This window comes from Brevundimonas lutea (assembly GCF_003704105.1).
Lineage (GTDB): Bacteria > Pseudomonadota > Alphaproteobacteria > Caulobacterales > Caulobacteraceae > Brevundimonas > Brevundimonas lutea.
In genome coordinates this window covers 43,911-68,397 of the sequence record NZ_QUOQ01000002.1, presented here as the reverse complement: position 1 = coordinate 68,397, position 24,487 = coordinate 43,911, and the positions used below count along the sequence as shown (strand labels likewise).

The following is a 24,487-nucleotide window of genomic DNA, read 5'->3' as shown; positions in this document are numbered from 1 at the left end:
GGTCTGACATGTCGCGGATGCTGATCCGAGGAGCGCTGATTGTCGGCGCCATTGCCGTCGCGGCTTGCGGTCGATCGGACATCGATGACAGCGGCTCCGCTCAACCGGCTGAGGCGAGTCTGGCTTCGGTGCTGGAGCGAAACCCGGGTCATGCCCGGCTAGAGGCCATGATCGAAAGCACGGGCCTGACTGAAGCGCTGGCTGCGACGGGGCCGTACACCCTTTTCGCACCACCCGACGACGCGCTCGCCACGGCCGGCGGCGACGCCGACATGACGGACGATGCCTTGAAAGCACAGGCGGCTCAGCTGCTGCGCGCCCACATCGTGCCCGGAGCCCTGACGCGAGCCGACATCGCCGCCGCAGTGGACCGTGCCGGTGGAGAGGGCGCGAAGATGCGCACCATGGCTGACGCGGTGTTGACGTTTACGCGTGATGGCGAACGCTTGGTCGTCAGGGGGCCAGACGGACCTGCGGTGGCTTTGTCGGGTGACGAAGCCTTGGCCAGAAATGGCGTTATCCAGCCTGTCTCAGGGTTGCTGCTTGCGCCGTCTACCGCACCGGGGGCGGGGTAAGGAGCGAGGCCGTCTGCGCTAGAGATCGCTCGGGAACAGCGAGCGCAATCCAGTCCGCTCCGCCTTCGTCGAGGTAAGCGGCAGATCCAGGCGCCGAAATGTCGGCTCGCAGGCCGTCTCTATGAGAGCTCGCTCGAGCCGCGAAACAGGACCACGAGCACGGGTACGGCGCAGGCCGTGATCGAGGGTGAATTGCGCTGCACCGGCCGACGAAAAGGATGAGTTGGCCGCCACACGACCCTGGTGGAGGCTGGCCCAATCATAGTGGTCGGGATCGAGGCCCGCTGCCGCGAGCACGCGCCTGATGGCCAGTTCGGGTCGCCGGACCAGCTCGTCGTATTCCACAATCAGAGCGTCCGTGCGCGCCGTGATCAGCGCCTCATTCACGTTGATCGCCCGGCAAATCTGTAACGCCGCGGCCGCGGACAAGCTCCGTCTCGCGCGGTGCGATCGGTAGATGGCCACAGGATCGCGAACGCAGATCACCAGGACAAGCTTCGGAAAAATAGCTTCCAACGCCTCGATCTGAGCCAATGCCCTGTGCGTGACCTTGGCCCCCAGCACCTTGGGGTCGCGACTGGGCGCCAAGGTCAGAATTTCGCTGCGGATGGCCGCCAGATCTTGCGCCGCCGGCGCCCCTTCCGCCCCGACCGCCGCCACGGTCCGGCCTTCGTTATTGTCGAAGGCGAGATGGGGGTGACGCGGCTCGCGATAGGCGCGCGAGTACAGGAGTTCACCCATCAGGGTCGTGCCCGAGCGCATCGGGCCCGTGACAAGGATGAACGGATCTGGATCAGGGGAGATCGTCGTCTTCCGGCTGCGGGAGGCTGGTGGCATGCCCTACCCTATCGCATTCGGCCGATCCTGGTCGGAATCGGCGCGCAGTGCGGAAAGGTTGGCGAGGTCTGCTCGGGACAACCGCGGCGTCAATGTCTTGTAGGCCGAGTTCAGTGGCCGATAGGCGGGCGCTAGAGGCTGGAACAGGTTGGGCGGGGGGTGGTGGTCTGACGTTGCTCTCCGCCAGCCTGCCTTAGCGAAGGCTTCGCCCCCGGGACGGTCGCCGACGAAATCGACAAGGAGGTGGCCCTCGTTCTCCACCTTCTGGGCGAACGCCTGGAGCAGGCTGACCATCGCCAGTTCGTCTCCGTGAAGCTCCACGACCCTCAGCACCGACCCGCCGTCGGGGAGAATGTCCTCCACCCGATAGATCGCCAGACCGCGCCATTTCTCCCCTTCTCTAACCACCAGCGCGCGGTAGTCAAAAATCGGGTGGTTGTCATAGCGCCAGTTCAAGTAGCCGGCGTCGCGATCGACGCCGAAATAGTTTGAAGGGCGCGTCGACCACAGGCGGTCCCAAGGCTCACCGAACGGCCCATCGACGTTTTCGCAATCATCAGCCGACTGCGCCGGGCGGGCGCGGTCATCCTCCCCTACGAATGCGGAGATGATGGGAGAGTTCGCGCGACTGCGAGACAGCCAGACCCAACGGCCCATCTGGGGCCGAACCATGAACCCCATCGCGGGATAGACGCGGTACAGGGCCGGATTGATGCCGGCCGTCATCAGCACGTCCAGCCCCAGATCGGTGACAGCCTTCAGCATGGTCATGCCCGCGCCGGCCGCCCTCGCGCCTTCAGCCGCCATCAAGTTGCAAAGCCAGGCCCCATCGAAGGTCTCTTCGGCCCGCACCACGCGCGCGCCGATCAGCCCCTGCATAGCGACGATGCGGCGAGCCTCGTCGCGCAGCAGCAGCACTCCCAGGTCGGACGGCTGGGCGCCCTTCAGGCGAGCCCCATCGAATTGCCAAGCCAGCAGGGGCCGGCTGCGCGCCAGCACGTGGCTCGGTCCCCAGGTCGAGGCGATGAAGTCGATAAGTTCGTCGACCTCTTCGGGACCACAGAGCGTCGGCGTCATGCCGTCTCGGCGGCGCGTTCGGCGATCACGGCGTAGAGAGATGGACCATCGCTCCGGCCCACACCGACGGATTCCGTCTGCAGTATGCGAAATCCGCTCTGTTTGAGCAGGTGGTCGATCTGATCGCTGTGGGTCCATCGCCGCACATGATCGGGCGCCGCCGCTTCGATCGGACAGTTCAGAAACAGCCTGCCGCCGGGGCGAACGAGTTCAGCCAGGCTGCGCATGGCCGCTTCGGGCGAAGGCACCACCTCCAGCACCTGTCCCAGCACCGCCGTGGCGACTTGCGGATCGTCCGCCCGAGGTGGCTCGCACACATCTCGCAACGCCGGACAAAACCGTGTCACCGGTGAAAGGGCCGAAAGGGCCTGGCGAGACATGGCCAGACTGGTCTCGCTGACGTCCCAGCCATGCGCGCTCGTCAGCCCCATCCGTTTGGCGCTGAGCGCCAGCGTCAATCCATGGCCAGGGCCGATCTCCAGATAGCCGCCTTCAGGATCGCAGTCGGGGAGGAAGCGCTCTAGATACCAGGAAAGAAGCCGCCGATGCTGTGGCCAGAGCACCTGCGACATCAGAAGGCCGGTCATGTAACGGCGCATCTCGTCGGGCGCATAGATGCCGCTGTGCAGATCGCCGGGGTCAGTCTGCTTGTAGGAGCCTGATCGCCTGAACTGCATCTCCGCGGCAAGAAAACGGGTCTGCATCCAGCGAAAATCGGCCATCGCCTCTTCAAGATGGCCGTCGATCAGAGCAAGCACACCGGCGGCGATCGTCGCGATGGTGTCGGCGTTCTCCGACGGCGACAGGCTCGCGCGGGCTCTGTCCTCGGGGGTCGGCAACAGGCGGTCGAGCGCGTCCCCGCTCACCGCGACACCAGGGCGTGAAGCGCCCGGACGCTGCTGAAGTCCTGAATTTCAAGTTCGGTGACATCGATCGGCGTGCCGGACACGTCCTCGGCATACATAACGAGATTCAGCAGGCCGAAACTGTCGAGAACGCCGCCTGCCAGCAGGTCGTTGTCCAATCCGATCAGGGCCGCGGTTTCGGTGCCGACGATCTCCTGCTCCAGCAAGAAGGCGCGGCAACCTTCGGCGAACTCGTCGAGCGTCATGCGGCGTACGCGGCTCCTGTCTTGGCGCTGAACTCGAGGTGATCCAGCCGCGGCAGTTCCAGCTTCGATGGATGCGTCATCGTCGCGTTCGATCGAAAGCCGACCGTAACACCGAGGTCTTTGAGAATTTCCAGCGTGCGTGCGCTATACGAATTGCTGGGATGAGACATAACGGTCGGACGAGCGCCGAGAATTTCAGTCAGGTGACGGGCATTGGCCCGGTACTCCTCCTCCTGCACACCGGGCGGCAGGCTGCCCAGGGTGGTGGGATGCGAGTATGAATGCAACCCGACGCAGTGTCCTGCGTCAGCGAGGGTTCGCAGATCTTCGTCAGTCATCCAGATTTCCCGAGCCAAGGCCGCGACGTCGACCGAATGAGCAGCCAGCATTTCGATCATCAACTCGGCATAGACCTCGGGCGTCACCAACTGGTCGCGGAAGAAGCGAAATCGCCGGTCGCCCTCGCTGTAGAAGCTGTACTCCGCCAGCCAGGACTGAGCCTCTTCCGTTGTCAGCGCTCTGTCCACGGCTGCCGACAGCCCCGCCTTGCGAGCGGTTTCGTAGAACTCCGGATAAAACTGCTCCGGGGTCTCGAAATGTCGGTTACGGAAGTAGCGCTGGACTTCGAAGCTGACCGGTGAAGGCGCCACGAACGGCTGGGAGTAGACGAAGAAGAAGGCCGTCAGCCCCCGTTCGGCCAGCACCGGCGCGGCGATGTCGATCTGGCTCTTAAGCGCGTCGTCGAAGGTCAGACAGATTTCACCTGGCTGCAACGACCCGTCTCGGGCGGCGGCCGCATAGGCGTGAGCTGTCAGGATGCGGAAGGCGCCGAGCCGATCCAGAAAACGGCGCAAATCATCGGCGGTAAGCGCTCCCTGAATATAGGGATGCGCTTCTCCGGTGAAGTGGTGCAACATCGGACTGGGGGTTGTCACCGGAACCTCACCGTTCGCTCTCGAGCAGGGCGGACGCGGCCGCGCGATCGAACTTCCCATTGAGATTCTTGGGGATGACGTCAACCAGTTTCACCGTCGCCGGCACCATGTAGCGCGGCAGAAGCGCCGCCAATCCCTCCCGAATCTCAGCAGCCGATTTCTGCGGGCCGGCGATGACCAACGCCAGACCAGTGACGACGCCGTCTGCGTCTCTGCGCGCAATAGCGACCAGTTCGTCCGAGCCGCTAACGCGTCGCCCCGCATGCTCGATATCACCGAGTTCGATGCGGAAGCCGTTGAACTTGATCTGGGAATCCATGCGGCCGAGGAAGTGGAAAACGCCGTTTCCATCCCGACGGGCCAGGTCACCCGTCCGATACCGCTGCGATCCCTCGGCTTCGAAATATCGGCGCTCGGTTTCCTCGGGGTTTTGAAAATACCGGCCCGTCAGTTGGCTGCCGCCCAGCACCAGTTCTCCCTGGCCCTCGCCTTCGATCAGCCGGGCCTCAGCATCGATCAGAGCCAAGGTCTGACCCGAGAAGGCCCTGCCGATCGGCACGATCCCATCGTCCGCCTTGCTGCCGTCAACCGTGTGGCGGGAGATGGCGATGGTCGCCTCGGTCGGGCCGTAGAGGTTGTCGACGCGCGATTTCGGGGCCGCTTCATGCCAGGCCGCAGCCACCGAAGCCGGCAACGCCTCGCCGCAGAACAGCGAAGTGCGCAGGTTTGGAAACGCGCCCGGGGTCAGGGCCTTCGTGCGCTGCATCAGAATGGCGAGCGAGGGAACGCTGAACCAGCAGGTGATCCCGGACCCAACGATGAACCGCCCAGCGGCGAAGGCGCCCGTTGCCGGCATGTGCGCGAGCGCGCCGCCCGTGGACCAGGCGCACATCATGTCGTGAACGCTCAGGTCGAAGCTGAACTCGAAGGTCTGGGAGTGAACATCGTCGGGACGGAAGGCGTAGGTCGCGACCGTGTCGTCCAGATAGGCGGCGAGGTTGCCGTGAGAGACCGACACCCCCTTTGGCGCGCCCGTGCTGCCTGAGGTGAACAACAGATAGGCTGGGTCGGACGCTGATCTGCGGGGCGGCGAAACAGGATCGGAACGCCCCCCGTCGACACGCACGACCGTCAGTCGCGTCGCGCGATCGGCCAGTCGATCGGCGATGGCCGAGCAGGCGTCGTCGCAGACAACAGTCGTCAGCCCCGCCGCCTCGATTATGGCCGCGAGCCGATCGTCCGGCAGCGCGGGATTGAGCGGCGCCCAGGCCTTGCCCGCCAGCACAGTGCCGTGGATGGCGATGTATCCATCGACGCCGCGCTGGGTCAGAACGCCGACGTAATCGCCTTCTGCGCCGCGGAGGTTCGACGCCACCCCTCCAGCACGGCCAAGCAGCTCGTCGTACGTCAGGTCGACTGGACCGGATCGTACGGCGATCCGTTCTCCATACCGTCGGGCGGCGCTGAACAGCCTCGCGCCGAGATCCACCGGGCCCGAGGTCATGACGCGCCGACGAACACGCGCTCGTAGATCCTGTTCTGAAGGGTCATCTCCTGGCGTTCCCAGAACCGGTTCGCCGCCGCATTCGAGGCGATAACCTCGTGTGAAATCACTGCAGCGTGCTGGTTCAGCCAGTCCATCGACGCCGCCATAAGCTTGGCGCCGACCTCGCCTCTCCGCTTCTCAGGCGCGACCCAGATGTGGCGCAGACGCCCGATCATGTCGCCACCCTTCCACGCCGGCGCACGGGCCACCGAGGCTTCCGCAAAGCCGACGATCTTTTCGCGCTCGTCCAGGGCGACGCGAAAAAAGCGCGTCGAACGATCCAGCCGACGCATCTCCTCGGCCCAGTGGAGCCCGGCGTCCGATCGGATCGGCAGCGCATACCCCTGAGCCAGGAACTCCGCGTACTGCACGTCGAAGAGGCGCGCCAGGGCGCTCCAGCCGGTCCAGGAGTCGTCGGGATCGATCAGGCGCATCGCTTCACCTTTCGCGGCTTTGGCTATACTGACCCCGGACCGGGAGCAACCCGAGCGAGCAGGCGGGTCGCATCGTCACGGAGGCCATTGCGTGCGGATCGTTCGGCTGGAGAAGGGTTCGGCATACTGGTCGGCCGCTGGCCGCCTGATCGAAGGCAGCTACCAGCCATCTCGGGTCAATCCGCTGTCTCTGCCCGTTGATGGAAGCGCCTGGGCCGACCAGGCCGCCAAGGCCCATCCTCGGCTGCGCGCGGTCCACGCCGTAGTCGATGAAGAGCTGCTGGCGGTGGCGGACGCTTCGGTCACGCTGTTGGCCCCCCACATCGCGGTTCGACGTCTTGGCGTCATCGAGAATCTGGCGTGGAGAGAGACCTGGGATCAGACCGTGGTCGCCGCCGCGATCGAGGCGAGCTTCACATGGCTCAAGACGGTCGCCGATGTCGCTTGGCTGGATGCGCCCCAGCTGGCGCTAGCGCCCGCTGGCGCGATCGAAGCCATGGGATTGCAGGTTCAGTACAATCGGTTCGTCAAGTCGCTGGCCGCGCGTTCCTCGGCGGCGTCATGACCCCGGCGTTCGCTGCGGCGCGCCTCGAACGCATCGCGCGGCGGCCCGATCTGCGATATCGCGCTGGAGCGGTGCTGTTCAGCCGTTTCGCACGCGGCGGCGTACGCGCGACGCCACGAAACGCAGCCATCCTGGCGCCGCATCTCGTCCAACGCGGCTGCAATCGCGCCCTGATCCGACGCTTTGTGCTTCAGACCCAGGCGGTCGACCTGACCGGCGAAGGTCCAGAGGGACAGAACCCGGAAATCGACTTCGTGCGCGCGGTGGCCGCCATGTCCGCGCAGGATTTCGGCGAGGCCGTGCGACTTTTCGGGGCATTCCTTTCCAGGCCGGGCGTAATTGGCGCGACCGTCGCCGACGCATGCGCCGTGTGGCTGATCGACCGGCTGACGCCCTTGCTGGCCGATGGCGTAGGCAAACGTTCGAATGTAAACGACGCAACGGATCTCCGAGGCCGCGTTCTGGTGCTGGCCGAGCCGTCATCGCGGACCGTCGACAGCCTGAGCAGCATTCCCGGGGAGACCGAACTGACCGTGATCTCGGCCGGCGGCCGCGTCACGGCCGGAGCCGATCCGCGCGTGCGCCAGATCGAGAGCCTGACCGCCGCCTACTGGTACACCGCCGCTGCGTCCCGTTTTCACGGCGAACTGTTCACCGGCGCGCGTAGGCTCATGGACGGGATCGTCGGAGAGGGCGCGAGACGGCACTCCGTGGACGCCGTGGCCTTGCACGCCGTCGATGTGCTGCGGGCGGAATACTGGACCTTTTACCGGGCCCGAGAGAAGCTGGCGCTGGAAACCTTTGACGCGGTCGTCGTGCTGGGGGCCAGCGAACGGTTTCGGGCTCTCGCCGGCCTGGCCTTGGCTGATTACAAGCCATGTTTCATCGGGTTCCGACACCAGGCTGCGCCCCGACGGTTCGATCTGCCGTTCTGGCCCGCTGCGGCGCAGATCCAGCGCACCCTCGACTCTATCCGCCGGTCACGCGCGGCGATGACGGCGCGCGCGCGCCTCCTGAACACCCAGCGGGAGCCCGCGCCCGCCCTGATTCTCTGGGCGATCGGGAATCCCGATTACGAGCGCGCATTGGATGCGGTGCTGGACGCAACCCTGTCCAGACGTCCGGTCATCCTCTTGCTAAGGGCGCGCAACCCGGCTTCGGAGACGTTCCTGTCGCAGTTCCCCAAGCGCCATGGAGGCGGGCCCCACACCGCCGCAGTCGCCTATTTCGAGGACGTCGCGCCGGACCGTATCGCTCAGGCCGTGGCCAAGTCTCGGGTGATCGGATCGCTGATGGCGGCCCATCGATCGGCCGACGACGCCATCGGCCGCCTGCTCCCATTGGCCATCGCCAGTCACCGGGGCGTCATCGGTCCGCTCATCGCCTTTGGCTTCGGCATCGACCTGGTGAACAGGCTGGCTGACAGCCATCGCCTGCCGTACTGCGTCGCGGCCCCAGGGCGGTCGGGCATGTATTCCTCGATTTTCGCCGCGCTTCGCGAACGTGGCGTGCCGTCGATCGACACCTTTCTCTACACGGTCGCCAATTCCGTCCGTCAACTGAGCTCCGGGGCGACCCATTTTGCGGTGGTCGATACCCAGCAGGTCGAGTTCTGCGCCCGATTCTGGCGCACGCCGCCCGAGCGGTTCGTTCCGGTCGGCTATCTGGCGGCGCAAAGCGGTAGCGCGCTCAACGCGCCGGACTGCGGGTCTGGCGAGGCTGTCCGCCGGATAGCGGTCGCAACCCAGCCCGGCAGCGACCTTCAGGTCACCGCGCTGGTGGACATCATCGCCGGGCTGGACGCATCGCTGCCTCAGGCGGTGACCATCACCATAAAGCCTCATCCGAGAGAGCCGGCCGATAGCATCAGGCGCTATCACGATCTCGCATCCACCAGCGTGACCGGCCGGCTGCGCGTGAACACGGAGGGCACGCCTGCCGAGGTCATCGCCGGAGCCGACCTTCTGTTGACCCGGACCAGCAACATGGGCCTGGAAGCAGCCATGTCCGATCGCGCGGTGGTTCGCTGCCCTTACCTAGAAGCCGACATTGATCCGCGGTTCAACGAGACGCCCTATGCGCTCAACGCCATATCGGCCGACCAAGCGGTCGAAATGGTCAATCAGCTGATCGCGGACGCCGCGCTGCGACAGTCTCTCGCCGAGAGCCGACGTGCTTATTTTGAGTCCAATCCCGCCTTGCTCCACCGGGATGGGGCCATGCGTCTGATCGACTTCGCGGAAGATGTCGTGACGGCCTGGCGACCTCCCCCCGAGCCAGCCGCCACGTCCTGGTGGCGGCGATGGTGGCCCACCCAGCCACGTTAAAGGCTGGAGCGGCCGGCGGGAATCGAACCCGCGACATTCAGCTTGGGAAGCTGACGTTCTACCTCTGAACTACGGCCGCATCGGCGCCGTTATCGCCGTGAGCGACATGGAAGGGAAGCCCGCATCGGCGCGAGCCTCCCCCTCCACGACACTTATTGCCGCTCGACGGTCACGCCCTGCTGCTGAAGCATGGCCTGGACGCTGTCGTCGCCGGCCAGGTGGGCTGCGCCCACGGCGATAAAGGCCGTGCCTGAGCCTTCCAACATCTCCTGGATCTGGCCGGTCCAGTCGGCGTTGCGGTCGACCAGCAGCACCTCATAGACGTCGCCCCACTCGACCTTCATGTCCTCGACGATGATCTGGTCGATGGCGTCGATGTCGCCGCGCACCCAGGCGTCGACCATCTGGTCCAGTTCGGTGGGTGCGTCTTCGTAACCGTCCAGCGCCTGACGCAGGAACTCGACCTGGGTCTCGAGCGGCAGATTGGCGAAGAAGCCGAACTGCTGCTCCATCGTCTCCAGTCCCTTGACCGGCTTGCCGGCGGCGACGGCGGCGGCCTTGATCTTGGGGTCGACGCCGGATTCCGGATCGTAGCCGGCGCGCACGATGGCGGCGACGCTGACCTGCAGCGCGGCCAGCCAGGGGCGGAACGGCTCCATGGCGGCGGCGGAGGCGCCGATGGCTCCGGCGGCGGCGTCCAGCTTGGCGCGGTCTTCCTCGGTCAGGGTCGAAGACAGCGGCTGATCCGCGGGGGCCAGACCATAGCGCTGAATCAACGGCATGGCGGCGGCCTGGTCATCGACGTCGGCGATCTCCAGCCACAGCTCGTCCGAGGCCGCCAGGGCGGCGTCCACCTTGTCCGAGCGCCAGTCGACCTCGGGGCGCAGCAGGTGAACCGTGCCGAACAGATAGATGGTGGAGTCGGCGTCGCGCACGACCCACAGGGCGGGATCGGCGGTGGTCGCCGTAGCCGGCGCGGCGACGGCCGGCGCCTCTTGGGCCGCGACCGGCGCCGTGGCCCAGGACAGGGCGAGAGCGGATCCCAGCGCGGTTCCGACGGCCAGGCGAGCGGCGCGGGCGGCGACGGACTTGAGGGGATGTGAGAAAGTCATGGAAAACTCCGGAAAAACAGGTTGGTAGAGAAAGCGACGGTCGGTCAGTCAGGCGTGAGGGCGCCGCGCCGGGCGGCGACGATGAGGACCACGACCAGATAGGCGGCCATGACTAGGCTATAGAGCGTCCAGGCCGACAGGGTGGGGACCAGGCCCATGCGCTCTGCGCCGGCGTAGAGAAACAGCGGCGCGCCGCCGAAGAAGAACATCATCGCCCCGGTCTCGCGCACCATGGCGCGGGTCAGCTCGTCGGAAGTGCGATAGATTCGCCAGTTCAACGCCGAATGGATCGCGAAGCCCAGGGCGATGGCGATGAAGGCCCCCGGCCCGCCGAAGCCGTTGGTCTCGGCCACCAGCGGAGCCGCCAGCAGCACGCCGCTCAGCGCAATGACCATACACTGCAGGCGCATCTCGGTCACTTCGCGAGGTCGCACGGGATCGCGGTAGCCCAGGGACATGCCCAGCCATCGCTTGTTCAGCGTGGCCGCCGCCATGGCCAAGCCCCCGACCGTCAGCATGACGGCGGTGAACAGAGCCACGGCGTCGGGCCAGGCCATCCGGTCCCCGTCCAGCAGCCGGTCGATCGCTGGCAGCTCCGGCCCGAAGATGGCGAAGGCCGCCCCCACCACCCCGCCCGCGCCGGCGCACAGCAGAAGGCTGGTCAGGAATCTGGCGATGGGCCGGGCCTTGGGGTCGTCACGGGACGTGGTCATCATGGCGGGCTCCGTCAGTCCGAGATGAAGATGGCTTCGATCGGCAGGGCGAACAGTTTGGCGATCTTGAAGGCGAGCGGCAGGGACGGGTCATAGCGACCGGTCTCCAGCGCATTTATGGTCTGGCGCGAGACGCCGAGCTGCTCGGCCAAGTGCGCCTGGCTCCAGTCGCGCTCGGCGCGCAGCACTTTCAGTCGATTGTTCACGGTCGGGGGTCTCGCGGTCCGGAAGCGCGCGATAGGCTCCAGCGCGCCACCTGAGCCATGACCTCCCCAAAGAAGAAGGCGCCCGCGGGCAGCAAGGCCAGAAAGAAGCCGGGCGCGGGCTCGCGCAGCACGGCGACGTAGAAGCCATACATCATCGCGCCATAGGCCAGCGCCCACCAGCATCCCTGGGCCAGCATCGAGAGGGCCAATCGCGCCTCCAGCTCATCGACCCGGGCCTGACGCGCCAGATAAGCCATCCACAGAAACGGCGGCACACCGATCAGGGCCGCGCCGATCAGCCGGATCATCAGGCTGTCGTTCTCGGCGAGCAGCGCGGCCGGCCCGATGGCCGCCATCCACCCCAGGCCGATCGCCATCTTGAGGGCGAACACGCCCCAGCCGAGGGTCGGACGATCCTCGGTGCGGATTTTGTCGGCTGCTTTCATCGACGCACCGCCCACCACCAGAGCCAGGCCAGGGTGTAGCCGAGGATCTGCACGATCAGGACGAAGCCGACGCCGAGAGCGACCAGGGCGTCAGGTTCGAACCCGGCCAGCCAGGCGTCAGCCCAATCGCCGTTGATCAGCGCCATGACGCCGATACCGCCCACGGCCATGCCGGGACTGCCGCCCCACCACCAGGCCCACTTGTGCGCCTCACGGGCGGCTTCATCGACGCGACGCCACCACAGAAGCACGATGGCGATGATCCCGACCATGCCGACGCTGGCCATGACCAGCGCGGCGCCCGCATCGCCCAGCGCGGTGTCCTGAAGGAAGATCGAACCAAGGCCCATGATCAGGCCCAACAAGAGGCTGAGGCCCATCACCGCCAGGAATGATCGGAAGCCGGGCGCTCGATAGGGTTTGGGATCACTCACTGACGCTTATCCTTGTCTAAATGACAAGGATAGTTGTCACAGGGACAAGCAGGCTTGTCAACTCGCTTGTGGCGGAAAGACTGGTTCGATAGCCAGAGCCCATGACCGAACTCCAACGCCTCCGCCGGCCCGACGGCGAAACCCTGGCCTATCATCGGCGGGAGGGAACAGGCCCCACCGTTTTGTGGATCGGGGGATTTCGATCCGACATGGAGGGGACCAAGGCCTTGGCGCTGGACCAGGCGGCGGCCGAGCGCGGCTGGGCCTATGTCCGGTTCGACCACTTCGCCCATGGCGCCTCCTCGGGCGACTGGCGCCAGGCCACCATTGGTCGCTGGGCCGAGGACGCGGCCGCCATGATCGACGCCATCGAGGGGCCGGTGCTGCCGGTCGGCTCGTCTCTGGGAGGATGGCTGGCCCTTCTGTTGCAGACCATGAGGCCGGAGCGGATCGCCGCCACCGTGCTGATCGCCCCGGCGGCCGACTTCACCGAGCGGCTGATGTGGCCCTCGCTGGAGGACCACACGCGCCAGGCCATCCTGCGGGACGGCGAGGCGATGATCTCGGAGAAGGGCTTGGGCGACTATGTCCTGACCCGCCGGATGTTCGAGGAGGCGCGCGATCGCCTCATCCTCGACGCGCCCATCCGCGCCGCCGGAGCGATCCATATTCTCCAGGGCCGGCTGGACGACAGCGTGCCGTGGCGTCATGCGCTGCGTACGGTCGATCTGATCGAGGGCGCCGACGTCACCCTGGAGTTGATCGAGGATGGCGACCACCGCCTTTCCCGGCCTCAAGACCTCGATCGCCTGATCGCCGCCGTCGATCGTCTGCGTGCCCTCTAGGAGTTTCGTCCATGCCCACCGTCGCCGAACTGCCCGCTCTCATCGGCCAGGAGGTCGGGGTCAGCCGCTGGTTCACCCTGGACCAGGCGCGGATCGACGCCTTCGCCGAGGTCACCGAGGATCGGCAGTTCATCCACACCGATCCGAAGCTGGCGGCCCAGACACCGCTCGGTGGGACCGTGGCGCACGGGTTCCTGACCCTCAGCCTGGCCTCGGCCATGAGCTATGACGCCGTGCGCCCGCTGGATGGGGTCATGATGGGCCTCAACTACGGCCTGGACCGGGTCCGCTTCCTGACGCCCGTTCCCTCCGGCGCGCGCGTTCGCGGCCGCTTCGTCCTGATGTCGGCTGAGGACAAGGGCGCGGGGCGGTGGCTGCTGAAGCACACCCTGACCGTGGAAATCGAAGGCGAACCGAAGCCGGCTCTGGTCGCGGAATGGCTGGCGATGCAGATGGTCGCGCCGGCCTGAGACCCCATGCTCGGGCAACGCCGGTGTTGCAACGCAGCAACGACTCCCGGGAAGTCATATCTCTGTCACGAATCTGTCGCCCATCGGAGGCGAGTCGCGCTTAAAGGAGTGCCCACTCGTTAGCTGGCGTCCACGTAGATGCGTCCCACTCTGGGGCGGCCGTGCGCGCGCAGAGGGGACATTCTAGAAATGCTGAAAAGCAGGTTCGCCTACGGCGCTTCGGCGGCCGTGATCGCGCTGGCCGCCTCGACGGCCGTCTTCGCCCAGGAAACAACCGGGGGCATCCGCGGCCAGATCGTCGATGCGAGCGGCATGCCCGTCTCGGGCGCGACCGTGACCATCACCCACGCACCGTCGGGCACCTCGACCACCACCCTGACCGACGAAAGCGGTCTGTACGACGCGCGCAACCTGCGCGTCGGCGGCCCCTACGAAGTCACGGTTTCGGCGGCGGGCATCGAGCCGGAATCGGCCATCCTGCCTTCGATCGGCATCGGCGTTCCGGCCAACCTGGACCTGCTGCTGAGCGGCGGCGCCGACGCCGGCGCGACCGAGCTGGAAGAGATTGTGGTCACCGGCGTCCGTCCGGGCGCCCGCAAGACCGCCCCGCGTTCGACCTTCGGTCTGAACGACCTTGAGACGCTTCCGTCGATCAGCCGCGACATCAAGGACTTCGTCCGCACCTCGCCGTTCGCCACGGTCGACCCGACCAACAACAACGCGCTGTCCATCGGCGGCCAGAACACCCGCTACAACGCCTTCCTGATCGACGGCGTGCGTCAGGGCGACGACTTCGGCCTGAACGGCAACGGCTATCCCACCGTCGGCACCCCGATCTCCATCGGCGTGCTGGAAGCGGTGTCGGTCGATGTCGCCCCGTATGGCGTCCAGTACGGCAGCTTCACCGGCGGCGTGATCAACTCGGTCACCAAGTCGGGCGGAAACGAGTTTGAAGGCGAGGCCTTCTACGAAACCACCAACGACGGCCTGCTGGGCAATACCTTCAGCTACGAGGACTTCGTCACCGGCGAGCGCATGAACCCGCCGGCCATCAGCGGCGAGTTCGAAGAGACCACGTGGGGCGCCACCCTGTCGGGTCCGATCCTGCGTGACCGCCTGTTCTTCCTGCTGAACTACGAGTTCTTCGAATCCACCCAGCCGAACCTGCTCGGGCCCGAAGGCTCGGGCGTGCCGAACGAGGTTGATGGCATCACCCAGGCCGACATCGACCTGGTTCGTCAGATCACCCAGGACGTCTACGGCTACGACCCGCTGGACTGGGCCGCCTCGAACCTCACGGTCGAGGACGAAAAGTGGTTCGGCAAGCTGGACTGGAACATCAACGACCGTCATCGCGCGGTGCTGTCGTATCAGCAGACCGAGGGCGGCGACCTGCGCCTGAACGGCACCTCGACCTCGGGCACCTACCCGTCGGTCGGCCTGCTGTCGCAAGCCTACAGCTATGTGACCAATCTGAAGTCGATCAAGGGTCAGATTTTCTCGGACTGGACCGACACCTTCTCGACCGAACTGTCGTTTGCCACCAAGGAAGTCGAGAACGTCTCCAGCCCCTTGGCCGGCAGCGACTTCGCCGCCTTCCAAGTCTATCTCGACAGCCCGTTCGGTACGCAGACTGGCCCGCGCCGGTCCATCCGGCTTGGCCCGGAACGGTCGCGTCACGCCAATGAACTGACCATCGACACCACGACCTTCCGCGCGGTCGGCAACTGGACCCCGGGCTTCGGCCACCGCTTCACTGGCGGCTACGAGCGCGAGGAGCAGGACATCTTCAACCTGTTCGTCCAGGTCGCGAACGGCGAGTACGAGTTCGCCTCGCTCGACGACTATCGGGCGCGACGCGCGTCTTCGGTCGGCTACACCAACGCCGCCTCGAACGACAAGAACGACGGCGCCGCAGCCTTCAAGTACGCGCAGAACAGCCTGTATCTGCAGGATGAATGGCAGGCCACGCCGGAGCTGACCCTGACCATGGGCGTCCGGTATGACTGGTACACCTCGGACGACGAACCCCAGTACAACCAGGGCTTCTTCGATCGCTTCGGCTTCGAGAACACCAAGAACCTGGACGGTATCGCGGTGGTCCAGCCGCGCTTCGGTTTCAACTGGCGTCCGGATCCAAGCCTGACCGTTTACGGCGGCATCGGCCGGTTCCAGGGTGGCTCGCCGAACGTCTGGATTTCGAACAGCTACTCGAACCCCGGCAACCTCACTGGCTCGTTCCAGTGCAAGGTCAATGTTCCCGGTACGGTCAACGACTATCAATCGAACTTCGCCCGCAACTTCGGTGAGTGCGCGGATAACTCGATCCTCGAGAATGTCGACGGCTTCGATCCGAACCAGCAGCTGAAGGACAACGTCACGGCCTCGGCGAACCTGGGCACCGGCAACATCAACCTGATCGATCCGGCCTTCGTCACCCCGACCGTGTGGAAGGCCTCGCTGGGCGTGAACAAGTTCTTCGACCTGACCCGCTGGGGCATGGGCGACGGCTGGAACGCGACGGCCGAGTACGTCCACACCGAGCTCGAGAACGAGGTGGGCTGGATCGACCTGTCGATGAACGAGACCATCACCGGCACGGCGCCCGACGGTCGTCCGATCTTCGGGCGCAACCCGGTCCGCAGCGGTCAGCAGGTCCTCATGCTGACCAACTTCGAAGGCGGTGAGACCGATCAGTTCGCCGTCTCGCTGGGCAAGGACTGGTACGACGGCTGGCTGGAAGGCTTCGGCTTCAACTTCAGCTACACGTGGCTGGACACGCTGGATCGTTCGCCGGCCACGTCGTCGACCGCCAGCTCCAACTTCGGCAACATCGGTCTGTTCGATCCGAACAACCCGACCCTGGCGACCTCGAACTACGAGATCGAGCATGCCCTGAAGCTGAGCCTGAACTACTCCAAGGCCTTCTTCGGCGACTATCGCACGCGCTTCGGCATCTATGCCCAGCGTCGCTCGGGTCTGCCGTTCAGCTACACCTACGCCTCCAACTTCTTCGGCGAATCGATCTCCACGAACCGCCAGCTGCTCTATGTGCCGCAGGTGGATTCGAGCGGCATGGTCACGGCCACCAGCGACCCGCTGGTGACCTTCGGCTCGGCCTTCAACCTGGCCGACTTCAATGACTTCCTGCAGCGCACGGGTCTGATCAACTACGCCGGTCAGATCTCGCCTCGGAACGCCTTCAACTCGCCTTACGTCACCACGGTGGACCTGAGCATCTCGCAAGAGCTGCCGGCCTTCTTCCCCGGCGGCGCCAAGCTCGAGGCCTACGGCGTGATCGAGAACTTCGGCAACCTGCTGAACGACGAGTGGGGCACGATCCAGCAGGTCGGCTTCCCGTACTTCTCGGGCAATGTCGGCGCCTCGATCGTGGGCAACCAGTACCTCTACAGCACCTTCAGCGAGCGTAACCCGGCGACCTTCGCCACCAATTCGGTGTGGCAGGCCAAGATCGGTGTCCGCTACAAGTTCTGATCCTCGGATCGGAAGCTGACGAAACGGGAGGGGCGGACCGGCGACGGTCCGCCCCTTTCACTTTGGTCGGGCCGAGCTCACGAGCGTTGATCCCGGGCGCACCCGTGCCTATCTGGCGCCACCGTGTTTCCGAGAGGCCCGCCGCATGACCGACCGTTTGATCCCCGCCGAATGGTCGCCGCACCGCGCCATGTGGGTCGGCTGGCCCAGCCATGTCGAGCTGTGGGAGGACGACCTCGCGGCTGCTCAGGGCGAGGTCGAGGCCCTGGTCCGCGCCCTGGCCGGGCCGGGTCGGGAGCAGGTGCGTCTGCTGGTCGGCCATGACGACGCCTTGGCCGACGCCCGCGTCCGCTTCGCCGGTGTCGAGGGGGTCGAGGTGGTCGCCGGGCGGTTCGGCGACATCTGGCTGAGGGACACCGGCCCGATCTTCGACGCCGGCGGCCGCGCTCATGGCTTCCGGTTCAACGGCTGGGGCGGAAAATACGACCTGCCGCACGACGACGAGGTCGCCGGCCAGATCGCCGACCACGCCGGCGACGAGCTACTGCGCCACGACTTCATTCTGGAGGGCGGGGCGCTGGACCACGACGGGGCCGGGACCATCCTGACCACCCGTCAGTGCCTGCTCAATCCCAACCGCAACCCCGGTTGGACCGCCAACAAGGCCGAGGCCGCCCTGGCCGAGGCCCTAGGCGCGAGAACGGTGCTGTGGCTGGGCGACGGCCTCTTGAACGACCACACCGACGGCCATGTCGACAACCTGGCCCGCTTCGTCGCGCCGGGCGTCGTCGCCTGTCCGATCGCGTTCGGCCGCAACGATCCGAACGCCGATGTCTATGACGAGACGGCGCGAACCCTCGCCGCCATGACCGACGCCGAGGGGCGGCCGATCCGCGTGCTGCGCGTGCCCTCGCCCGGCTTCGTCGGCGACGAGGACGAGCGACCGGTCCCGGCCAGCCACATGAACTTCCTGATCGCCAACGGCGCGGTGATCGTGCCCACCTATGGCGACGAGACTGCCGGCCGCCTCGCCTGCGAGGCCTTGGCGACGGTGTTCCCCGACCGCCAGATCATCCCCCTGCCCTCCACCGCCATCCTCACCGGCGGCGGCTCGTTCCACTGCATCTCCCAGCAGGAGCCCGCCTGATGCCCCGCACGATCTCCGTCGCCGCTCTGCAGACGTCCTACGGCGAGGATATGCAGACGAACATCCGCAAGACGGAGGACCTCGTCCGGCAAGCCGCCTCCAGGGGTGCGCAGGTTATCCTGCCGTCGGAGCTGTTCCAGGGGCCGTACTTCTGCGTCTCGCAGGAAGAAAAGTGGTTCGGCGAGGCCTATCCGTGGCGCGAGCATCCGTGCGTGGCGGCGATGTCGCCGGTCGCGGCCGAGCTGGGCGTGGCCATCCCGGTGTCGATCTTCGAGCGCGAGGGTCCGCACTATTTCAACAGTCTGGTCATGCTGGACGCCGACGGCCGACCGCTGGGGGTCTACCGCAAGAGCCACATCCCCGACGGCCCCGGCTATCAGGAAAAATACTATTTCCGGCCGGGCGACACCGGCTTCAAGGTCTGGGACACGCGCTTTGGCCGCGTCGGCGTCGGCATCTGCTGGGACCAGTGGTACCCCGAGACGGCGCGGGCCATGATGCTGATGGGCGCGGAGGTCTTGATGTACCCCACCGCCATCGGGTCGGAGCCCCACGACAAGGAACTAGACACCGCCGACCCGTGGAGGCGCGCCATGCAGGGCCATGCGGTCTCCAACGTCGTGCCCGTCGTCGGCGCCAACCGCACGGGCACCGAGCACGCCACAGAGGTCGGCCAGACCTTCTACGGATCCTCCTTCATCGCCAACCAACGCGGCGATCTGGTCGAGAGCCTGGGACGGGACGAGGAGGGCGTGCTGGTGCACGAATTCGACCTCGACTATCTGGATCGCCACCGCGCCGCCTGGGGCTTCTTCCGTGACCGGAGGACCGACCTCTATGGCGTGCTGACCAGTCCGCGGCCCTAGATCACGGGCGCGACCGCGCAGCCCGTTCGGGCGCTCTCGCGACCGGCGTCGATCACGGCCATGACAGCCAGGGCCTCTGCGGACGGGACCGGGTTCGGGCCGCTCCCCAGCAGGGCGTCGCGCACGCCGGCGTAATAGGCGCGGTAGTCGCCGCCGACGCCGGTCGTCTGGCTCTCGGTCCCCCCAGCGTCGGTCAGGCAGCCGGGGCGGGGATCGGCCCCCCAGGCGCGGCCTTCAAAGGCGTCTCCCGGCCGGACGCCCGCCTTCATGGCGTCCTCCTGCGCATCTAGGCCGTGCTTGATCCAACCGCCTCCGGTTCCCTGGACGATCAGGCGCGGCGTCCCGGCTGGGCTCAGCATGTCGGCGCCGAGGGTGACGGTCAGGCGGTCGTAGTCGAGCACAGCCAGAAAGGCGTCGTCGGCTTTCGCCCCATCCCGATCGGCGCCGATGCGGGCGAAGACGGAGCGGGGCGGACCGAACAGTCTCAGCGCCTGATCGATCAGGTGCGGGCCGAGATCCATCCACACGCCCGCACCCGGCACATCGGCCTCGCGCCAGCGGTCGCGCACTTCGGGTCGATAGCGGTCGAAACGGCTCTCGAACCGGGCGACGCGGCCCAGGTGGCCCTCGGCGATCAGCGCCTGGAGCGTCAGGAAGTCCGCGTCCCAGCGACGGTTGTGAAAGACGCTGAGCAGGCGGCCTGTCCGGTCCGCCACTTCGACCACTCCGCGGGCCGCGGCCAGATCGAGGGCGAACGGCTTGTCGACCACCACAGCCTTGCCGGCTTCCAGCGCCTGTATCGCCAGAGGCGCGTGCCGATCGTTGGGCGCGGCGATGACCACCAGATCGACGGCCGGATCGGCGAATGCCTCCTCGGGCGTAGCGACCAGCCGCGCGCCCGCCGCCAGTTCCCCCGCCTCGTCCGGCCGTGACGTCACTACTGTGTGCAGGGTCAGCCCCTCGACCGCGTGGATCAGCGGGGCGTGAAAGGTGCGGCCGGCATAGCCGAAGCCGATCAGGGCGACGTTCAGGGGCATGACTTCGCTAACTCCCAGGCTCTCTGCCGGTTCGCCTCGGGGCAAACGGCTTCCCTTTACGTTCACGTCAAGTTATGACTCGCGGCATGGCCATCGCCGACGAGCACCGCACCTATTCCATCCGCCAGCTGTGCCGCGAATTTTCGGCGACCGCGCGGGCGCTGCGCTTCTATGAGGACAAGGGCCTGCTGACCCCTGCGCGCAAGGGCCAGACCCGGGTCTATGACGCCCGCGACCGGGCGCGGCTGAAGCTGATCCTGCGGGGCCGGCGCATCGGCTTCAGCCTGCAGGAGATCCGCGAGATGATGGATCTCTATGACCGCAAGGACCACAACGTCCATCAGATGGCCATCGCCCTGCGCCGCCACCGGGCCCAGATCGAGACCCTGAAGCAGCAGCGCGACGATATCGACGGCGCCATCCAGACGGCCGAGGAGGCCTGCGCCTGGATGGAGTCCAAGCTTCTGGAACACCGCCCCGACCTGCTGCCGGGCGCCGAGGCCTATGCCAGCGTGCTCAAGGCCCACCTCAATCCCGACCCGCATCCCTTCAAAGCGAGAGCCTGATCCATGGCCTACAAGGCGCCCGTCCGCGACCTCAGCTTCATCCTGAACGACGTGCTGAAGGTCGACCGCTACGCCAACCATCTGGAAGGGGCGGACCTGTCGCGCGACCTGATCGATCAGGTGCTGGAGGAGGGCGGCAAGTTCGCGGAAGAAGTCATCGCCCCGATCAACCGGGTCGGCGATCAGGTCGGCTGCAAGATCGAGGGCGACGTGGTCACAACCCCACCCGGCTGGAAGGAGGCCTATCAGCAGATGGTCGAGGCCGGCTGGACCAGCCTGGCCTTCGATCCGAAATACGGCGGCCAGGGTCTGCCGGCCATGATCGCCATGGCGGTGGGCCAGTTCACGGCGGCGGCCTCGGCGGCGTTTTCGATGTACCCCGGCCTGACCGCCGGCGCCTTCCACGGCATCGAGGCCGCGGGCTCGGACGAGATCAAAAACAAGTATCTGCCGAAAATGGCGTCGGGCGAATGGACCGGCACCATGAACCTGACCGAGCCCCAGTGCGGCACCGACCTGGGTATGGTCCGCACCAAAGCCGTCCCCAACGGCGACGGCAGCTATGCGATCACCGGTCAGAAGATCTGGATCTCGGCCGGCGAGCACGACTTCGCCGACAACATCATCCACACCGTGCTGGCGCGGGTGGAGGGGGCGGTTCCCGGCATCAAGGGCCTGAGCCTGTTCGTCGTGCCCAAGTTCCTGGTCAATGACGACGCCTCCCTGGGCGAGCGGAACGGCGTGTCGTGCGCGGGGCTCGAGCACAAGATGGGCATCCACGGCAACGCCACCTGCGTCATGGCCTATGAGAACGCCAAGGGCTGGCTGCTGGGCGAAGAAGGCCGGGGCATGAACAACATGTTCGTGGTCATGAACGAGGCCCGCCTGGGCACCGGGCTACAGGGTTTGGCCATCGGCGACGCCGCCTATCAGGCCGCCGTGGAGTTTGCTCATGACCGCCTGCAAGGCCGGGCCCTGACCGGGACCAAGAACCCGGACGGGCCGGCCGATCCGATTCTGGTCCATCCCGACGTGCGGCGCATGCTGCTGGAGGCCAAGGCCTTCGTCGAGGGCGGCCGCGCCTTCATTCTGTGGACCGCGCTCCAGGCCGACCTGCAACGTTCGACAGACGAGGCCACGGCCCAGAAGGCCAAGGATTACATGGGCCTGATCACCCCGGTGGTGAAGGCCTATCTGACCGACAAGGGGCTGCACGCCGCCTCGCTGGCGCTGCAGGTGCACGGCGGCTCCGGCTATACCGAGCACTTCCCGGCGTCCCAGTATCTGCGCGATGCGCGCATCACCCCGATCTATGAGGGCACCAACGGCATCCAGGCGCTGGACCTGGTGGGGCGCAAACTGCCGGCCAACGGCGGCCGCGCGATCATGAGCTGGTTCGCCGACATCGACGCCTTCGTGGGGGAGAACGGCGGCAATGAAGCAACCCAGCCCTTCATCGAGGGCCTGACCAAGTCCAAAGGCACGCTGCAGGAGGCCTCGATGTGGCTGATGCAGAACGGCATGCAGAACCCGGACAACGCCGGGGCCGCCTCGACCGATTATCTGCACATCTTCGGCCTGACCGCCCTGGCCTATGTCTGGGCCCAGATGGCGGTGGCGTCCCAGGCGGCGATCGAGGCAGGCTCGGACGATCCGTTCCACGCCAACAAGCTGATGACCGGCCGCTATTTCGTCGAGCGCATCCTGCCCGACGCCCGCGCCCACCTGAAGAAGCTGCAGTCCGGCGCCGAAGTGCTGATGCAGATGCCGGCGGAGGCGTTCTGAACGTGAACGTCCTCCAATCCCCCGATCCCGACTTCATGCGCGAAGAGGAGATCACCCTCTTCTCAGACAGCGTGGCGCGCTGGATCGACGAGCATGCGCCGCCGGAGAAGGTGGCCGAGTGGATCGCCGCCTCGTCGGTGCCGCGCGAGCTGTGGAGCCAGGCCGGCCGGGACGGTCTGCTGGGCCTGTCCATGCCGGAAGAGGACGGCGGCATGGGTGGGGACTATCGCCACGAGGTGGTGCTGATGCGCCAGTTGGGCTGGAAGGGCGCGGACCACTTCGGCATCTCGCTGCACAACGCCATCGTCGCCCCCTACATCTGGCACTACGGCACCGAGGCGCAGAAGGCGCGCTGGCTGCCGGGTCTGGTCTCGGGCGAGCTGGTCGGGGCCATCGCCATGACCGAGCCGGGCGCGGGGTCGGACCTGCAAGGCGTCAAGACCACGGCGAAGAAGGACGGCAAAGGCTATGTCGTCAACGGCTCCAAGACCTTCATCACCAACGGCCAGCTGGCCAATTTCCTCATCGTGGTGGCCAAGACCGACCCCGCCGAGGGCGCCAAGGGCACAAGCCTAATCGTGGTCGAGACCGACGGGGCGGAAGGCTTCGAGCGTGGCCGGAACCTGCACAAGATCGGCATGGAGGCCAACGACACCTCCGAGCTGTTCTTCAACGATGTGAAGGTGCCCGCCGACAACATCATCGGCGGCGCCGAAGGTCAGGGCTTCATCCAGCTGATGCAGCAACTGCCGCAGGAACGGCTGAACATCGCCGTCCAGGGCGTGGCGGCGGCCGAGCGGGGCCTTGAGCACACCCTGGCCTATGTGAAGGAGCGCAAGGCCTTCGGGAAACGGGTCATCGACTTCCAGAACACCCAGTTCAAACTGGCCGAGGTCAAGACCAAGCTGACGGTGGCCAAGGTCTTCGTCGACCACTGCATCGGCCTGCATCTGCAGGGGAAACTCGACGCCGCAACGGCCTCGATGGCCAAATACTGGGTCACCGACATCCAGGGCGAGACCATCGACGAGATGCTGCAGCTGCACGGCGGCTATGGCTACATGACCGAATATCCGATCGCCCAGCTGTACAAGGACGCCCGCGTCCAGCGCATCTACGGCGGCACCAACGAGATCATGAAGCTCTTGATCGCGCGGACGCTGTAACGACCATCCGTCGTCAGGGGCGCAGCCTGACCCTGAGCTGACCGCCGGTGGATTGAACCTCGAACCGGCCCGAGGCGCGGATCAGATCGGATAGCTTGGCGTGGCCATAGCTGCGCTGGTCGAAGTCGGGATAGGCGTTGCGCAGGCGGCTGCCGATGCCGCCGACCGCGACCCAGCCGTCGGCGTCCTCGTCCATGTCAGCCATCACCGTCTCGATCAGGCGGGCCGCGTCCGAGGGCTTGCGCTTGGCCGAGGCGGCGCCCGGCGCCGGCGCGGGGTCCGCCGCCGAGCGCAGGTTCTCGGTGTAGATGAAGCGGGTGCAGGCCTGGCGGAAACTCTCGGGCGTCTTCTGCTCGCCGAAGCCATAGACATCGACGCCCTCCTCGCGGATGCGTGAGGCCAAGCGGGTGAAGTCACTATCCGACGACACCAGGCAGAAGCCGTCGAACCGCCCGGAATGCAGCAGGTCCATGGCGTCGATCACCAGGGCGATGTCGCCGGCGTTCTTGCCCTTGGTGTTCTGAAAGTTCTGCTGGGGCTGGATGGCGAAGCGCGCCAGCACATCGGTCCAGCCCCGCATCTGCGGGCTGGCGAAGTCGCCATAGATGCGCCGCGCCGAGGCCTCGCCGAGGGTGGCGATCTCTGTGAACAGGGCCTCGGCGATGCGCGCCGAGGCGTTCTCGGCGTCGATCAGCACTGCCAGGCGCGCCGCGCGGCCGGGCGGGGATGGTGTGTCGGTCGGCATGGGGCGTCTCCAGTCAGCACGTCAGCCTTGGCCGGGACGGCCTTGCG

At 66.4% G+C, this 24,487-nt stretch carries 25 protein-coding genes and 1 tRNA gene; 11 read left to right on the top strand and 15 right to left on the bottom strand.

Annotation, left to right across the window (positions count from 1 at the left end; all coding sequences use genetic code 11):
• Positions 1–8: 8 nt before the first annotated feature.
• Complete coding sequence (locus EES48_RS00375) at positions 9–575, top strand: fasciclin domain-containing protein (protein WP_122464410.1); 567 nt, start codon at positions 9–11, stop codon at positions 573–575.
• Between the two features lie 18 nt (positions 576–593).
• Here the strand turns inward: EES48_RS00375 and EES48_RS00370 are convergent, their stop codons facing one another.
• The 7 genes from EES48_RS00370 to EES48_RS00340 are packed head-to-tail and all read right to left on the bottom strand — an operon-like array spanning position 594 to position 6,515.
• The gene (locus EES48_RS00370; RefSeq protein WP_122464409.1) at positions 594–1,412 is read right to left on the bottom strand and encodes a sulfotransferase; all 819 of its coding nucleotides are present in this window, start codon (positions 1,410–1,412) and stop codon (positions 594–596) included.
• 3 nt (positions 1,413–1,415) lie between these two features.
• Complete coding sequence (locus tag EES48_RS00365; protein ID WP_122464408.1) at positions 1,416–2,489, bottom strand: hypothetical protein; 1,074 nt, start codon at positions 2,487–2,489, stop codon at positions 1,416–1,418.
• Entirely contained in the window at positions 2,486–3,355 is an 870-nt protein-coding gene (locus EES48_RS00360) for a class I SAM-dependent methyltransferase (RefSeq protein WP_122464407.1), read from the bottom strand. Before EES48_RS00360 ends, EES48_RS00365 begins: the two co-directional genes overlap by 4 nt.
• Positions 3,352–3,600, bottom strand: coding sequence for a hypothetical protein (locus EES48_RS00355; protein ID WP_122464406.1), 249 nt, complete (start codon positions 3,598–3,600; stop codon positions 3,352–3,354). The genes EES48_RS00360 and EES48_RS00355 overlap by 4 nt, the downstream gene beginning before the upstream one ends.
• Positions 3,597–4,517 (bottom strand): polysaccharide deacetylase family protein, encoded by a 921-nt coding sequence (locus EES48_RS00350; protein ID WP_162997939.1) that lies wholly within the window; start codon positions 4,515–4,517, stop codon positions 3,597–3,599. Before EES48_RS00350 ends, EES48_RS00355 begins: the two co-directional genes overlap by 4 nt.
• A gap of 25 nt (positions 4,518–4,542) precedes the next feature.
• Complete coding sequence (locus tag EES48_RS00345; RefSeq protein WP_122464404.1) at positions 4,543–6,039, bottom strand: AMP-binding protein; 1,497 nt, start codon at positions 6,037–6,039, stop codon at positions 4,543–4,545.
• The gene (locus tag EES48_RS00340) at positions 6,036–6,515 is read right to left on the bottom strand and encodes a GNAT family N-acetyltransferase (RefSeq protein ID WP_122464403.1); all 480 of its coding nucleotides are present in this window, start codon (positions 6,513–6,515) and stop codon (positions 6,036–6,038) included. The genes EES48_RS00345 and EES48_RS00340 overlap by 4 nt, the downstream gene beginning before the upstream one ends.
• Before the next feature lie 91 nt (positions 6,516–6,606).
• On the opposite strand from EES48_RS00340, the gene EES48_RS00335 reads away from it, so the two are divergent.
• Positions 6,607–7,080 carry a hypothetical protein gene (locus tag EES48_RS00335; RefSeq protein ID WP_122464402.1) on the top strand — a complete coding sequence of 158 codons (474 nt, stop codon included), beginning with the start codon at positions 6,607–6,609 and terminating at the stop codon, positions 7,078–7,080.
• Positions 7,077–9,407 carry a hypothetical protein gene (locus EES48_RS00330; RefSeq protein ID WP_122464401.1) on the top strand — a complete coding sequence of 777 codons (2,331 nt, stop codon included), beginning with the start codon at positions 7,077–7,079 and terminating at the stop codon, positions 9,405–9,407. Before EES48_RS00335 ends, EES48_RS00330 begins: the two co-directional genes overlap by 4 nt.
• 4 nt (positions 9,408–9,411) lie before the next feature.
• Here the strand turns inward: EES48_RS00330 and EES48_RS00325 are convergent.
• The 6 genes from EES48_RS00325 to EES48_RS00300 form a co-directional block, all read right to left on the bottom strand.
• Positions 9,412–9,486 (bottom strand) — tRNA-Gly (locus EES48_RS00325).
• Between the two features lie 73 nt (positions 9,487–9,559).
• Positions 9,560–10,519 carry a TraB/GumN family protein gene (locus tag EES48_RS00320; protein WP_122464400.1) on the bottom strand — a complete coding sequence of 320 codons (960 nt, stop codon included), beginning with the start codon at positions 10,517–10,519 and terminating at the stop codon, positions 9,560–9,562.
• 44 nt (positions 10,520–10,563) lie between these two features.
• Positions 10,564–11,235, bottom strand: a complete 672-nt coding sequence (locus EES48_RS00315; RefSeq protein WP_122464399.1) for a hypothetical protein — start codon at positions 11,233–11,235, stop codon at positions 10,564–10,566.
• Between the two features lie 11 nt (positions 11,236–11,246).
• Positions 11,247–11,438 carry a helix-turn-helix transcriptional regulator gene (locus EES48_RS00310; RefSeq protein ID WP_122464398.1) on the bottom strand — a complete coding sequence of 64 codons (192 nt, stop codon included), beginning with the start codon at positions 11,436–11,438 and terminating at the stop codon, positions 11,247–11,249.
• On the bottom strand, positions 11,435–11,884 hold the full coding sequence (locus EES48_RS00305; protein ID WP_162997938.1) for a hypothetical protein: 450 nt from the start codon (positions 11,882–11,884) through the stop codon (positions 11,435–11,437). Before EES48_RS00305 ends, EES48_RS00310 begins: the two co-directional genes overlap by 4 nt.
• A complete protein-coding gene (locus EES48_RS00300) occupies positions 11,881–12,318 on the bottom strand; it encodes a hypothetical protein (protein ID WP_122464396.1) in 438 nt (145 codons plus the stop codon). The genes EES48_RS00305 and EES48_RS00300 overlap by 4 nt, the downstream gene beginning before the upstream one ends.
• 101 nt (positions 12,319–12,419) lie before the next feature.
• On the opposite strand from EES48_RS00300, the gene EES48_RS00295 reads away from it, so the two are divergent.
• From EES48_RS00295 to aguB, 5 genes are all read left to right on the top strand, one after another.
• Positions 12,420–13,163 carry an alpha/beta hydrolase family protein gene (locus EES48_RS00295; protein ID WP_122464395.1) on the top strand — a complete coding sequence of 248 codons (744 nt, stop codon included), beginning with the start codon at positions 12,420–12,422 and terminating at the stop codon, positions 13,161–13,163.
• A gap of 11 nt (positions 13,164–13,174) precedes the next feature.
• Complete coding sequence (locus tag EES48_RS00290) at positions 13,175–13,633, top strand: MaoC family dehydratase (protein ID WP_122464394.1); 459 nt, start codon at positions 13,175–13,177, stop codon at positions 13,631–13,633.
• A gap of 189 nt (positions 13,634–13,822) precedes the next feature.
• The gene (locus EES48_RS00285; RefSeq protein WP_122464393.1) at positions 13,823–17,128 is read left to right on the top strand and encodes a TonB-dependent receptor; all 3,306 of its coding nucleotides are present in this window, start codon (positions 13,823–13,825) and stop codon (positions 17,126–17,128) included.
• 145 nt (positions 17,129–17,273) lie between these two features.
• The gene (locus EES48_RS00280; protein ID WP_122464392.1) at positions 17,274–18,275 is read left to right on the top strand and encodes an agmatine deiminase family protein; all 1,002 of its coding nucleotides are present in this window, start codon (positions 17,274–17,276) and stop codon (positions 18,273–18,275) included.
• Positions 18,275–19,141 carry an N-carbamoylputrescine amidase gene (aguB, locus tag EES48_RS00275; protein ID WP_122464391.1) on the top strand — a complete coding sequence of 289 codons (867 nt, stop codon included), beginning with the start codon at positions 18,275–18,277 and terminating at the stop codon, positions 19,139–19,141. Before EES48_RS00280 ends, aguB begins: the two co-directional genes overlap by 1 nt.
• Here aguB and EES48_RS00270 read toward each other — a convergent pair.
• Positions 19,138–20,178 (bottom strand): oxidoreductase, encoded by a 1,041-nt coding sequence (locus tag EES48_RS00270; protein WP_122464390.1) that lies wholly within the window; start codon positions 20,176–20,178, stop codon positions 19,138–19,140. The two genes, aguB and EES48_RS00270, sit on opposite strands and share 4 nt — an antisense overlap.
• A gap of 86 nt (positions 20,179–20,264) precedes the next feature.
• On the opposite strand from EES48_RS00270, the gene EES48_RS00265 reads away from it, so the two are divergent.
• From EES48_RS00265 to EES48_RS00255, 3 genes are read left to right on the top strand one after another with little or no spacing between them, the layout of a single operon-like run.
• A complete protein-coding gene (locus EES48_RS00265; RefSeq protein WP_122465062.1) occupies positions 20,265–20,744 on the top strand; it encodes a MerR family transcriptional regulator in 480 nt (159 codons plus the stop codon).
• Positions 20,745–20,747: 3 nt separating this feature from the next.
• Positions 20,748–22,529, top strand: a complete 1,782-nt coding sequence (locus EES48_RS00260; RefSeq protein WP_122464389.1) for an acyl-CoA dehydrogenase C-terminal domain-containing protein — start codon at positions 20,748–20,750, stop codon at positions 22,527–22,529.
• Between the two features lie 2 nt (positions 22,530–22,531).
• Entirely contained in the window at positions 22,532–23,695 is a 1,164-nt protein-coding gene (locus EES48_RS00255; RefSeq protein WP_122464388.1) for an acyl-CoA dehydrogenase family protein, read from the top strand.
• A 13-nt stretch (positions 23,696–23,708) separates the two neighbouring features.
• On the opposite strand, the gene EES48_RS00250 is transcribed toward EES48_RS00255, so the two are convergent.
• Entirely contained in the window at positions 23,709–24,440 is a 732-nt protein-coding gene (locus EES48_RS00250; RefSeq protein WP_122464387.1) for an NYN domain-containing protein, read from the bottom strand.
• Positions 24,441–24,487: the final 47 nt, after the last annotated feature.

Bases quoted from the DNA above. Each gene is read 5' to 3' on its own strand.
- EES48_RS00330 (WP_122464401.1), top strand. From the start codon at position 7,077: ATGACCCCGGCGTTCGCTGCGGCGCGCCTCGAACGCATCGCGCGGCGG.
- EES48_RS00260 (WP_122464389.1), top strand. From the start codon at position 20,748: ATGGCCTACAAGGCGCCCGTCCGCGACCTCAGCTTCATCCTGAACGAC.
- EES48_RS00280 (WP_122464392.1), top strand. From the start codon at position 17,274: ATGACCGACCGTTTGATCCCCGCCGAATGGTCGCCGCACCGCGCCATG.
- EES48_RS00350 (WP_162997939.1), bottom strand. From the start codon at position 4,517: ATGTTGCACCACTTCACCGGAGAAGCGCATCCCTATATTCAGGGAGCG.
- EES48_RS00285 (WP_122464393.1), top strand. From the start codon at position 13,823: ATGCTGAAAAGCAGGTTCGCCTACGGCGCTTCGGCGGCCGTGATCGCG.
- EES48_RS00345 (WP_122464404.1), bottom strand. From the start codon at position 6,039: ATGACCTCGGGCCCGGTGGATCTCGGCGCGAGGCTGTTCAGCGCCGCC.
- EES48_RS00320 (WP_122464400.1), bottom strand. From the start codon at position 10,519: ATGACTTTCTCACATCCCCTCAAGTCCGTCGCCGCCCGCGCCGCTCGC.
- EES48_RS00290 (WP_122464394.1), top strand. From the start codon at position 13,175: ATGCCCACCGTCGCCGAACTGCCCGCTCTCATCGGCCAGGAGGTCGGG.
- EES48_RS00370 (WP_122464409.1), bottom strand. From the start codon at position 1,412: ATGCCACCAGCCTCCCGCAGCCGGAAGACGACGATCTCCCCTGATCCA.
- aguB (WP_122464391.1), top strand. From the start codon at position 18,275: ATGCCCCGCACGATCTCCGTCGCCGCTCTGCAGACGTCCTACGGCGAG.
- EES48_RS00305 (WP_162997938.1), bottom strand. From the start codon at position 11,884: ATGAAAGCAGCCGACAAAATCCGCACCGAGGATCGTCCGACCCTCGGC.
- EES48_RS00315 (WP_122464399.1), bottom strand. From the start codon at position 11,235: ATGATGACCACGTCCCGTGACGACCCCAAGGCCCGGCCCATCGCCAGA.
- EES48_RS00340 (WP_122464403.1), bottom strand. From the start codon at position 6,515: ATGCGCCTGATCGATCCCGACGACTCCTGGACCGGCTGGAGCGCCCTG.
- EES48_RS00295 (WP_122464395.1), top strand. From the start codon at position 12,420: ATGACCGAACTCCAACGCCTCCGCCGGCCCGACGGCGAAACCCTGGCC.
- EES48_RS00250 (WP_122464387.1), bottom strand. From the start codon at position 24,440: ATGCCGACCGACACACCATCCCCGCCCGGCCGCGCGGCGCGCCTGGCA.
- EES48_RS00375 (WP_122464410.1), top strand. From the start codon at position 9: ATGTCGCGGATGCTGATCCGAGGAGCGCTGATTGTCGGCGCCATTGCC.
- EES48_RS00365 (WP_122464408.1), bottom strand. From the start codon at position 2,489: ATGACGCCGACGCTCTGTGGTCCCGAAGAGGTCGACGAACTTATCGAC.
- EES48_RS00270 (WP_122464390.1), bottom strand. From the start codon at position 20,178: ATGCCCCTGAACGTCGCCCTGATCGGCTTCGGCTATGCCGGCCGCACC.
- EES48_RS00265 (WP_122465062.1), top strand. From the start codon at position 20,265: ATGGCCATCGCCGACGAGCACCGCACCTATTCCATCCGCCAGCTGTGC.
- EES48_RS00355 (WP_122464406.1), bottom strand. From the start codon at position 3,600: ATGACGCTCGACGAGTTCGCCGAAGGTTGCCGCGCCTTCTTGCTGGAG.